This is a genomic window from Haemophilus sp. SZY H8, assembly GCF_018829755.1.
Lineage (GTDB): Bacteria > Pseudomonadota > Gammaproteobacteria > Enterobacterales > Pasteurellaceae > Haemophilus > Haemophilus haemolyticus_K.
This window is the reverse complement of the sequence record NZ_JAHKJY010000001.1, coordinates 562467-574259: the sequence shown is the minus strand read 5'-3', so window position 1 is coordinate 574259 and position 11793 is coordinate 562467. Positions and strand designations below refer to the sequence as shown.

At 38.8% G+C, this 11793-nt stretch carries 11 protein-coding genes; 7 read left to right on the top strand and 4 right to left on the bottom strand.

Annotated features, from left to right (window positions below; all coding sequences use genetic code 11):
* The first annotated feature begins 40 nt into the window (after positions 1-40).
* Genes nrfE through KKW16_RS02700 form a run of 5 tightly spaced genes read left to right on the top strand, consistent with a single transcriptional unit; the run spans position 41 to position 5985 of the window.
* Positions 41-1948, top strand: a complete 1908-nt coding sequence (nrfE, locus tag KKW16_RS02720; RefSeq protein ID WP_215767895.1) for a heme lyase NrfEFG subunit NrfE — start codon at positions 41-43, stop codon at positions 1946-1948.
* Entirely contained in the window at positions 1948-2478 is a 531-nt protein-coding gene (locus KKW16_RS02715; RefSeq protein ID WP_140527303.1) for a DsbE family thiol:disulfide interchange protein, read from the top strand. The genes nrfE and KKW16_RS02715 overlap by 1 nt, the downstream gene beginning before the upstream one ends.
* Complete coding sequence (gene nrfF / locus KKW16_RS02710; protein WP_140527302.1) at positions 2475-3632, top strand: heme lyase NrfEFG subunit NrfF; 1158 nt, start codon at positions 2475-2477, stop codon at positions 3630-3632. Before KKW16_RS02715 ends, nrfF begins: the two co-directional genes overlap by 4 nt.
* A complete protein-coding gene (locus tag KKW16_RS02705) occupies positions 3629-4834 on the top strand; it encodes a BaiN/RdsA family NAD(P)/FAD-dependent oxidoreductase (protein WP_215767894.1) in 1206 nt (401 codons plus the stop codon). Before nrfF ends, KKW16_RS02705 begins: the two co-directional genes overlap by 4 nt.
* A 59-nt stretch (positions 4835-4893) precedes the next feature.
* Positions 4894-5985, top strand: a complete 1092-nt coding sequence (locus tag KKW16_RS02700) for a 5-methyltetrahydropteroyltriglutamate--homocysteine S-methyltransferase (RefSeq protein ID WP_215767893.1) — start codon at positions 4894-4896, stop codon at positions 5983-5985.
* 47 nt (positions 5986-6032) lie between these two features.
* Here KKW16_RS02700 and yedF read toward each other — a convergent pair whose 3' ends face one another.
* The 4 genes from yedF to asd all read right to left on the bottom strand — a co-directional run bounded on the left by yedF (position 6033) and on the right by asd (position 9261).
* Positions 6033-6302 carry a sulfurtransferase-like selenium metabolism protein YedF gene (gene yedF, locus KKW16_RS02695; protein WP_005627337.1) on the bottom strand — a complete coding sequence of 90 codons (270 nt, stop codon included), beginning with the start codon at positions 6300-6302 and terminating at the stop codon, positions 6033-6035.
* Positions 6303-6319: 17 nt separating this feature from the next.
* Positions 6320-7540, bottom strand: a complete 1221-nt coding sequence (yedE, locus tag KKW16_RS02690) for a selenium metabolism membrane protein YedE/FdhT (protein ID WP_118789831.1) — start codon at positions 7538-7540, stop codon at positions 6320-6322.
* A 203-nt stretch (positions 7541-7743) separates the two neighbouring features.
* Positions 7744-8367, bottom strand: a complete 624-nt coding sequence (bamJ, locus tag KKW16_RS02685) for a BamJ family beta-barrel-assembly machinery protein (protein WP_215767892.1) — start codon at positions 8365-8367, stop codon at positions 7744-7746.
* Between the two features lie 24 nt (positions 8368-8391).
* On the bottom strand, positions 8392-9261 hold the full coding sequence (gene asd / locus KKW16_RS02680; protein WP_215767909.1) for an archaetidylserine decarboxylase: 870 nt from the start codon (positions 9259-9261) through the stop codon (positions 8392-8394).
* A gap of 142 nt (positions 9262-9403) precedes the next feature.
* On the opposite strand from asd, the gene KKW16_RS02675 reads away from it, so the two are divergent.
* Both KKW16_RS02675 and KKW16_RS02670 read left to right on the top strand, forming a co-directional pair.
* Positions 9404-10399, top strand: coding sequence for a YeeE/YedE family protein (locus KKW16_RS02675; protein ID WP_215767891.1), 996 nt, complete (start codon positions 9404-9406; stop codon positions 10397-10399).
* A 13-nt stretch (positions 10400-10412) separates the two neighbouring features.
* Positions 10413-11789 carry a rhodanese-like domain-containing protein gene (locus KKW16_RS02670; RefSeq protein WP_215767890.1) on the top strand — a complete coding sequence of 459 codons (1377 nt, stop codon included), beginning with the start codon at positions 10413-10415 and terminating at the stop codon, positions 11787-11789.
* Positions 11790-11793: the final 4 nt, after the last annotated feature.

The window sequence follows — 11793 nt, the reverse complement described above, 5'->3', positions numbered from 1 at the left end:
AGAAGACATCCTGACGTTAATTAACAAAGAATAATATTTTATGCTCCCAGAACTTGGATTTTACTTATTACTCCTCGCAACGACGGCTGCGCTTTTGCTTGTTATTGTCCCACAACTTGGTTTGTTAAAAAAGAATACAACTCTTATTAATTCTGCGTGGCCACTATCATACATTTTTACTATAAGCACGACACTTTCCATCGGTTTATTATCATATTCTTTTGCGGTGGATGACTTCACCCTTGAATATGTAGCGGCACATTCTAATTCTCAATTACCTACATTTTTCAAAGTGGCTGCCACTTGGGGCGGGCATGAAGGTTCAATGTTGTTTTGGTTATTTTCATTGAGTTTATGGCTTGCCGCCTTTGCTTTTTTTAATCGAAAAAATGACCGCACTTTTTCCGCTCAATCTTTATCTTTATTGGGATTGATTTGCTTTGGTTTTGCGGTGTTTATTTTGTTTTATTCCAATCCATTTGGACGCATTTTCCCAGCACCAGCAGAAGGGCGCGATCTCAATCCAATGTTGCAAGATGTGGGATTAATTTTCCATCCACCGTTGTTATATGTTGGTTATGTGGGCTTTGCAGTGAATTTTGCGATGAGTTTGAGTGCGTTGATTTATAACCAATCTGCACGACAAATTGCACGCTCAATGCGTGGCTGGGTGTTGTTTTCTTGGTTATTTTTAACTATTGGCATTGTGCTTGGTGCGTGGTGGGCATATTACGAACTCGGCTGGGGCGGTTGGTGGTTCTGGGATCCCGTAGAAAATGCGTCTTTAATGCCTTGGTTGCTTGGTTTGGCGTTATTACACAGTTTAATGGCAACGGAAAAACAAGGCGTATTTAGTTATTGGACAACGCTTTTTTCTTTGCTTGCTTTTGCCTTTAGCGTATTAGGCACGTTTATTGTTCGTTCTGGCGCACTCACTTCTGTGCACGCTTTTGCATTGGATAACACGCGCGGTTATGTGTTGTTATTAATTTTCTTTATTTTGACGGTGTTAGCTTTTGGATTATTCGCCTTACGAGCGGGAAGTTCATCAGAAAGTGCGGTGAAATTTCAGTTCGTTTCTAAATCCGGCGGCATTTTATTGCTGAATATTTTGCTGACCATTGCTACGGTTTCTACTTTTTTAGGCACCTTTTACCCCATGTTATTCCAAGCGATGAATTGGGGTTCAATTTCGGTGGGAAGTCCTTATTTTAATAGTATTTTCTTCCCAATTATTACAGTGATTTTAATTTTAATGGTGATTTCACTTACCATTCGTTGGGTGCAATTTGATCGCAGATTATTGGTACGTTGCGTATGGTTGTTGATTCCGTCTTTAATTCTTGCTGGCTTGATGATTTGGCAACAGCTACGCCATAATTCTGCGTTGAATTTTCACGCTTTCGCCTTTGTGTTATTAACTCTTGCGATTTGGCTTTTGTTCGTCACTTTATGGCAAAATTGGCGACAAATTCGTTTGTCTCAATTTGGTATGATTTTAGCTCATTGTGGCGTGGCGATTGTGACTATTGGTGCGGTGATGAGCGGTTATTTTGGCAGCGAGATTGGTGTGCGTTTAGCACCGCAACAAAGTCAAAAATTGGGGCAATATGAATTTCACTATCGCCAATTTTCTAATGAAATCGGGCCAAACTTTACGGCAGAAGTCGCCTTTTTTGACGTAACTGAAAATGGCAAACCTTATGCGGAAATTATCCCAGAGCGCCGTTATTACGATGTGCGAACAATGACAATGAGTGAAGTGGGGCTTGATGGCGGTCTCTGGGGGGATTTATATATTGTGATGGGCGATTCTCTTGGCAAAGGGGAATTTACTTTCCGCTTACATTATAAACCACTGATTCGTTGGCTTTGGGTTGGCGGTATTTTAATGGCCTTTGGCGCACTTTGTGGCGTTTTCGGATTACGCAGAAAACAGGAAAAATAATGAACAAAAAACTTATCTTTTTTGCACCGCTCTTTGTACTTTTAGGCGTGTGCGTATTGTTAATTGCAGGGTTAAATCAAGATCCGAAAAAAATTGCTTCGGTTTTAATTGATAAACCTGTTCCAGAGTTTTATCAGGCTAATTTACATGAGCCATCACAAATTGTAAGCCCGAAAGATTTTCCTAAACAGCCATTTTTATTAAATGTGTGGGGCAGTTGGTGTGGTTATTGCAAGGAAGAACATCCTCTGTTAATTGAGATTGCAAAAATGTTGCCTATTGTGGGTGTAGATTATCGCGACAATCCTCAAAATGGCATTGAAATGCTTAAACGAATGGGCAATCCGTTCGTCTTAACCATTGATGATAGTCATGGGGAATTGGGATTAAAATTGGGCGTAGATGGTGCGCCAGAAACTTATCTTGTGGATGAAAATGGTGTGATTCGTTATCGCCATTCAGGTTTACTGGATAAAGAAACTTGGCAAACGGTATTTTTGCCAAAAATTGAAGCATTGAAGAACAAATGAAAAGCATATTAGATATTTTTACTCGCGGTTTTATTCAGGTTCAAAAAACAGCCTTTTTTGCAACCGCACTTTTATTCGCATTTTCCTTATTCGCCCAAGCGGAAATGGTGGATACTTATCAATTCCAAAATCAAGATGATCGTACCCGCGCAGTAGAGTTGGCAAAATCTTTACGCTGTCCACAATGTCAAAACCAAAATTTGGTGGAATCTAATTCTCCTATTGCTTATGACTTGCGTCTTGAAGTGTACAAAATGGTGGATGAGGGCAAAAGTAATCAGCAAATTATCGATCAAATGACGGCTAGATTTGGTGATTTTGTGAATTACAAACCACCGTTCAAATGGAATACGGCATTGTTGTGGCTGTTGCCAGTCGCTCTTTTTATTTTAGCTGCCGCATTGCTTTACTTCTCAAATAGGAAAAAATCGTCTCTATCTTCAGTCGAGCAGGGAAGTGCATTGGAAAAAGAACAGCGATATTTTTCTGTTGATGCTGAGGCTCATTCGGATCCTAAGCAAAATGAACAAAAGACAGATTTTTTCGGGAAAAGTAATCACAAACTTTCTTTTGTGGTTTTCTTTTTATTAATTGCGATTCCAACCGCTTATTATTTTTTTCTTGATCGTTTTAGTCGTGTTCAACAAGGCGAGCAATCAATGATTGAGCAACATAATCAAAATGTTGAAATGAATGATGAGAACAAAAATGAAAATGTGATTGAGAAGATCCAAAATAAACTGCGTACTGATCCAAACAATGCGGAAACTTGGCTTCAACTTGGGGAAGCCTATATGCAGAATAATGAATTTGACAGTGCGCTTATTGCTTATTCTAATGCAGAAAAAATATCAGGCAGTAAACCTAATATTTTAGGCTTGGCAGCCACCGCACTTTATTATCAAGCAGGCCAGCAAATGACCCCAAAAGTGGAACAACTTTTGAATGAAGCGTTGGCAAAAGATAAAAATGAAGTATCTAGCCTTTCTTTGTTGGCGACAATTGCCTTAGAAAATCGCGAATATCAACAAGCCAGTGGGTATTTACAGCAATTATTAGATTCTGGTAATGCGGCAGTGGATCGTCGTTCTGTTATTCAACGAATGAAGATGTTGGATTTTTTACAACGTGGTGAAAAAGGGCAAAATCCGTGAGCCAATATTCTGAAAACATTATTATTGGTGCAGGGGCAGCAGGATTATTTTGCGCGGCACAGTTGTCTAAATTAGGCAAGTCGGTGACAGTTTTCGACAACGGAAAAAAAATCGGACGTAAGATTTTGATGTCGGGCGGTGGGTTTTGTAATTTCACCAATTTAGAGGTTACGCCTGCTTATTATCTTTCGCAAAATCCTCATTTCGTCAAATCGGCACTGGCTCGTTATACCAATTGGGATTTTATTTCCCTAGTAGCGGAGCAAGGGATTGCTTATCACGAAAAGGAATTGGGGCAATTATTTTGTGATGAGGGCGCAGAACAAATCGTTGAAATGCTGAAATCTAAATGCGATAAATATGGCGCTAAGATTTTATTGCGTAGCGAAGTTTCTCAAGTTGAACGGATTCAAAATGATGAAAAAGTGCGGTTTGTTTTACAGGTAAATTCAACCCAATGGCAATGTGAAAATTTGATTGTCGCGACAGGTGGGCTTTCTATGCCAGGGCTTGGTGCAACGCCATTTGGCTATCAAATCGCGGAACAATTTGGTATTCCTGTTATTCCTCCGCGTGCAAGTTTGGTGCCTTTTACTTATCGAGAAACAGATAAATTTTTAACCGCACTTTCAGGCATTAGCTTGCCAGTCACGATCACAGCGCAGTGCGGCAAATCTTTTCATAACCAGCTTTTGTTTACTCACCGTGGTATTTCAGGCCCTGCGGTGTTGCAAATTTCCAATTATTGGCAGCCCACTGAGTCTGTAGAAATCGATTTATTACCGAGCCACAATGTGGAAGAGGAAATTAATCAAGCAAAACAACATTCACCAAAACAAATGTTGAAAACCATCTTGGTTCGATTACTTCCGAAAAAATTGGTCGAGCTCTGGATTGAACAAGGCCTTATGCAAGATGAAGTTATCGCTAACATCAGTAAAGTGCGGGTAAAAAATCTAGTGGATTTTATTCATCACAGGGAATTTACTCCAAATGGCACGGAAGGCTATCGAACGGCTGAAGTGACAATGGGCGGTGTGGATACTAAAGTAATTTCTTCTAAAACGATGGAAAGCAACCAAGTAAGCGGTTTATATTTTATTGGTGAAGTATTGGATGTGACGGGCTGGCTAGGCGGTTATAACTTCCAATGGGCGTGGAGCTCGGCTTATGCTTGTTCACAAGGAATTAGTGAAAAGTAGAAGGGATGTTGAAAATACGTTAGAATTCTTTTCATTAAATCATAAAATAAGGAAGTAAAATGTCAAAAATCCTCCCATTACATGCAGACACAGTCGGCTCTTATTTACGTTCACAAGTATTAAAAGAGGCCCGTTTAAAATTTGCATCAGGTGAAATTTCTCGTGAACAATTAACTGAGATTGAAGATCAAGAAATTACAAAGTTAGTCCAAGCTCAGTTAGATGCGGGTATTCAAATTATCACTGACGGTGAGTATCGTCGTGCATTTTGGCACATTGATTTTCTAGAAGAATTAAATGGTATTGAAGGTTATCACCCTGAACATGGCTATAAATTTAATGGTGTTGAAACGAAACCTTATAATACACGTTGCTGTGGAAAGGTTTCTTGGAATCCAAATCATCCATTTATTGAGCATTTTAAGAAATTGAATGCTATTGTTGGTAATCGCGGTATAGTTAAATATACCATCCCTAGTCCCAATCAATTAATGTATCCTATCCAGTGGGATACGGGCATTTATGCTACACGCGAAGAATTTGCTAAAGATGTTCAACAGGCTTATAAAGAAGCGATTAAAGCTTTTTATCATGCTGGCTGCCGTTATTTACAATTTGATGATGTTTACTGGGGTTCACTCTGTAATAACCACTTAAAACCTGAATTTGAGGCAGATAAAGCTCAAGCACTTGAGAATATTCAAGTGGTATTGGCAGATAAGCCTGCTGACATGGTGATTACAACGCATGTTTGCCGTGGTAATTTCCGTTCAACATATTTATTAAGTGGTGCTTATGATCCAGTAGCAGATGCATTATTTGCTAAGACTAATTATGATGGATATTTCTTGGAATATGATGATGATCGTTCAGGTGGTTTTGAGCCATTAAAATATTTTGCACAAAATCCACATAAAGGTCGCGTTGTACTTGGTTTGGTGAGTTCTAAATTTCCTGATTTAGAAGATAAAGATGTAATTAAATCACGCATTGCCGAAGCTGCAAAATATGTGCCTCTCGAACAGCTTTGTTTAAGCCCTCAATGTGGTTTTGCCTCTACAGAGGAAGGCAATATTATGACTGAATCCCAACAATGGGCAAAAGTGCGTCACGTTGAAGAAATCGCTAAAGAGGTTTGGGGCGAAGATTAATTTGATTTTATGGGTAGATAATAAATGGCTCCTTATGGAGCCATTTTTTAACGCTGAATTAAGTAACGTAATTTTGTTCCATCTTGCTCTACACTTAGCAGTGTATAGCCATGATTTTTAGTATCAATAGGAATGTTGTTGATAGATTGTGCGCAATCGCTTAATAGTTCTAAAATTTCACCTTTTTGTAATTGTGGCATGGTTTCTAACATTACAATAGCGGGGTAAGGGCAGGGTTCGCCTAACGTATCTAATGTATAATCGGGTGAAATGTCTTTTGGATCTTTATCTAATTTTTGAACAATAGTAAATGCCATGATTATGCTCCTTTTGGTTAATTACATCCACAGCCAGTTTGTGCGGTTATTTGAGATTTTGCTTTGGCTAAGAAACGACGTTCCCACCAGACTACGGCAATTAAACATAAAATTAATAAACCGTAATTCACAAGTAAGCCACCTACGGGCCCGAAAGATTTTAGTAAATTAAGTTTTTCGTAATCAAGTGCTAAAACAGGAGCGATATCATCCCAAACATAGGCGAGATAAGTTGAACCGACTACGTTACCTAAGCCAACCCACATAAAGTGTACTTGACCTTCCATTGAGCGATACATCCAACCTGTTTCACAACCACCAGCGAGTACAATACCAAAGCCGAATAATAAACCGCCAATAATCGCATTGGGGCCAGCCCACATAATCTTAGGCGAGACGCCAAGTTGAATGTAGCTAAATACACCAATGGTGCCCACTAATATTCCAAAAATAATCGCTTTTGCCATATAAGCACGCCCAGTTACCCATAAGTCACGGAAAGCTGAGGTAAAACAAATTTGAGCTCGTTCAATTAATAACCCGAAAGCCAAACCACAAACCATAGCAAAACCAAGTTTAATAGATTGAGTCATTACATAAAGTGAAGCAATAAGATAAGCAAAAAATACAACCATACCAATCCAGAAACGGCGTTGTGCTTGTTTAGGATCTGTTTCTTTTATTTTCGCTGCGCCTTTTTTCAGTTCTAATTTAACGCGAAATATTGGTAGTAATGTGACTTTTACACCCGCATAAGTACCTATTGCAGTTGCGATAGTGAAGAACCAAGCGTGTACCGAAAATTGTGGAATACCTGTAAAAAGTGAAGCTAAATTACATCCCATTGCTAAACGTGCGCCAAATCCTGCTAATGCACCGCCAATTAAAGCTTGAACAATCCGACGTTTATGTGGTTGGTTGCGCCATTTTACATTATTTGCCCAAAGTGCTGCAGAAATACAACCTGCAAACATGCCTAAGATCATGACGCCATCAACACGTGAGAAGATGTTACCTTGCATTCCTATGATTTTGTAGTAACTCCATTCAGATACATCAACGCCTAATGCTTGTAATGCATGTCCTCCCCATCGAGTAAATTCCCCTGTCACAGCCCAATAAGTGCCTGTTACCCCAAAGTAATAAGCGGAAAGCAAACCTGCTGCAGTCACTGCGACAATCGGATTCCAGTATTTAATTAAGTAATTTTGTTTAAATTGTAGCCAAATCTCTTTCATAAGATAACCTAAATTTATTGAAAAGAAAGATTTGCAAGAAAGGTATAAATAATGAATGCAGTGAAAAAAGAAGTGCCCATTTTCCTATACACAAAACTTGCGATATAAGACAAATGAAATTTGTCGGACAAAATAATAACATTATTTTAACAATAAAGGCAAAATCTTTATGACTTTGCCTTTATTGGTATCGTATTTTTCGATTAAAGAATATCTAATAATTCTACTTCAAATACGAGTGTAGAGAATGGCGGAATTGATGCGCCAGCGCCACGTTCACCGTAAGCAAGTTCGTGTGGAATAGTGAGTTTCCATTTAGAACCGACAGGCATCATTTGTAATGCTTCAACCCAACCACGAATTACGCCGTTTACAGGAAACTCAGCTGGTGTGCCACGAGCAACAGAGCTGTCGAATACGGTGCCATCTGGTAATGTACCAGTGTAGTGTACACGCACTTTATCTGTTGCAGATGGTTTTGCGCCATTGCCTTCAGTCATGATTTCGTATTGCAAACCGCTATCGGTTACGTTTACACCTGCTTTTTTCGCATTCTCTTCTAAGAATTTTTTGCCTTCTTCTTCAATGGCTTTAAATTGCGCTTGTTGTGCTTCAGCTGCTTGTTGTTGAAGAGCTTGAACAGAATGCATTAAGTCATTGATGTCTAATGCAGGTTGATTATGATTTAATGCGTCAAAAATACCTTTCGCTACAGCTTCAACGGTGATTTCCATTTGGCTATCGGTTAATTGTTGGCCAATTTGTAAACCAATACCGTAGCTACCTTTTTCAGAAACGCTTTCTAATTTTACTTGTTCAAAATTCATTTGATGTTTTCCTTTCGTTAAAAATTATTTTTTATATGCCAAGATTTCGCCCATGCGAACAGGTTCGTTGACGCTTAAATGATCAGCTAAACGGACTTCATTTGCTTGGAATAAATTAATTACAGTCGAACCAAGTTGGAACCAACCCATTTCTTGACCTTTCAATAATTTGACCGCACTTTCGCCTTCATAAGTCCAAGTTTTCACTTCGTTGTGGCGCGGTGGATTAATTACGCCCGCCCAAGTTGTGCCAATACTTGCAGTGATGGTTGCACCGACTAAAATTTGTACCATGGTGCCAAATTCAGTATCAAAAACACAAATCACACGTTCATTACGCGCAAATAAATTTGGTACATGTTGGGCTAAAAATGGGTTTACAGAGAATAAATCACCTGGCACATAAATCATTTTGCGTAGCGTACCATCGCACGGCATATGTACTCGGTGATAATCACGAGGAGAAAGATAAGTAGTGGCAAATTCACCATTTTTAAAGGTTTCCACTAATTCTTTATCTTCTGCCAGTAAGTCTTCTAGGCTGAAAAAATGCCCTTTAGCTTGCAATAAAAGATTATCGTCAATATGACCGCACTCGCTAATGCGCCCGTCTGCGGGTAAACAAAGTGCGGTAGGATTTTGATTAATTGGACGCGCGTTTTCTTTTAACGGACGAATAAAAAATTCATTAAAACTTGCGTAATCAGAAAATTGTTCTTTTTGCGCAATGCTCATATCAATGTTGTATTTTTTCGCAAAAGCTTTAATTACAACATGGGTTAGCACACCCCATTTTTGTTTAGCAAACCAGCCTGCAATTAGAGTTAAATAAATTTGCGGCATGACATATTGAAATGCCACTTTCAAGCGTTGCCAATAAGAATTTGAAGTCATCATTATCTTTCCTTGTTAAAAAAAGAGGCGTGATTATAGCAATTTTTTTTATTCTTCCAACTATTTAAATAATGACAGCTACAGAACAATTATGTTTTAATATCAGCAATTCATTTCCGCCATCAGTATTAAGGTTTAATCTATGTTTAGCGGCTTATTTATTGGAATAGCTTTCGGCATTCTACTTCAACGTACACAATTCTGTTTTGTTTCTGGTTTTCGTCGTTTTTTATTTGAAAAAAATTTCCGTTTTTTTACCGCACTTTTAATTGCTGTCAGTGTGCAATCTATCGGGCTTTTTACGCTGGCTGAATTTGAACTCATTAAAATTCCTACATCTCAGTTGCCTGTGCTTGCCAGTATTTTAGGTGGATTATTATTTGGCATTGGTATGGTGTTAAGTAATTGTTGTGGGAGCGGAGCTTGGTTTCGCAGTGCTGAAGGGGCGTTAGGCAGTTTACTTGCTCTGTTTGCTTTTGCGCTTACAATGGCTTCAACACAAACTGGCAGCCTTCGTCAATTCATTGGTGGATTAACCCAACAAACCACACAATGGAATAATATTTATTTAACATTCTCCATTTCTCCTTGGTGGTTGGTTGCGATTTTAATTATCGCCACGCTGATTCTGTTTTCTCGCCGTGAAAAAATTGTTTCCCAAGAAAATCTTTCAAATCTTTCATTTTTTGACCGCACTTTTAAGCGTAGTTGGAATCTTTATTTGGGGGCGTTATTAATCGGTTTGTTGGGGGTTGTCGCTTGGTATTTTAGTGCTAAGGCTGGGCGCAATTTTGGCTATGGTATTTCTGTGCCTTCGGCTAATGTGGTGCAATATTTAGTCATCGGTCAGCAACGTTATTTAAACTGGGGGAGTTTATTTGTGCTTGGGATTCCATTGGGATCATTTTTAATGGCAAAACTTAGTGGTGATTTTAATCTCAGAATGCCTCAGCCAAAAGAAGCCTTACGACGTATTTTAGGGGGCGTTTTAATGGGCTTGGGCGCAGCATTAGCTGGTGGTTGCACCGTGACAAATTCCTTAGTGGCAACTGCCTATTTTTCTTGGCAAGGCTGGCTTGCCACAGGCTTTATTTTATTAGGGTGTTGGATTGGTAACAGATTGTTCGTGAAAAGATAAAAGGAGAAACTCAATGAAATTTAACCGCTCTTTATTAGGTATTGGCATTGTATTTGCACTTGCAGCTTGTAATGATAATCAAGTAAAAACTATTGAAACAAAAGAACTTTTGGATAATTTGAATAATCCGAATTATGTGATTATTGATTCTCGCCAAGATAGTCTTTACAACGGTTTCAAAGATAAAAATACGACGCGTGGTGGACATATTCCTAACGCTGTGCAGTTTTCTTGCTCATGGCTCGATTCCATTGCACCAGATAAATTTGAATCTTTTGCAGCAGGCAAGGGGATTACTAAGGATAAAACCTTGGTATTTTATGATTCTAATCTGGATAATTTAGCTTGCATTAGTGCTGATTTCGCCGCAAAAGGCTATAAAACTCGCGTATTTAATGATTTTATCAGTTACGCTAATGCAGATTATCCATTAGAACATTTTCAAAATTTCCAATATAGCGTTTCTCCGGAATGGATTAATTCTGTGCTGAAAGGCGAAAAACCAGAAACTTTCGACAATGATAAATTTGCGATTTTTGAAGTGTCTTGGGGACCGTTAGAAAAATCCCAAGGCTATGTACAACACATTATTGGCGCTTATCATTTTGATACAGATTGGATCGAAAATGGCCCGATTTGGAATTTATCATCGCCGGAAGTGATTGAGCAAAACTTGTTGAAAAATGGTATTACGGCGGACAAAACTATTATTTTGTATTCAGATAATCAATTGGCTGCCTATCGCGTATTTTGGGCTTTAAAATGGGCTGGTGTGAAAGATATACGCGTATTAAATGGCAATCTTTCTACTTGGATGGATGCCAATTTACCAACAGAAACCACAGTGAATACACCAATACCTGAAACTCATTTTGGTGCAACAATTCCGGCAAATCCTGCAATTGATATTGAAACGCCGAAAGAAATTATGTTGGCACAACAAAATGGTTTGAAACTCATTAGTAACCGAGCTTGGGATGAATATACTGGCAAAGTGAGTGGCTATGATTACATTCCAGGCAAAGGTGAACCGCGAGGAGCAATTTGGGGCTTTGCCGGCACTGATTCTTCCAATATGGCTGATTTTTATGATCCGGATGGCACATTGCGTAACCCAAATGAAATTTTTGCTTTGTGGAAAACTCAAGGTATCGAAAAAGGCAATAAATTAGCCTTTTATTGTGGCACAGGCTGGCGAGCCGGCGTACCTTGGTTTATGACTCAACTAGCTGGCTGGAAAGATACTTTGATTTATGATGGTGGCTGGAATCAATGGCAAATGGATTCTGTTTATCCTATACAAAAAGGTGCGCCAAATAATATGACAAAACCGGATTCGAAAAATGATTTTGGCAAAGTGATGAAAAAAGGAAATTCCTGTAAAAGTTAATTGA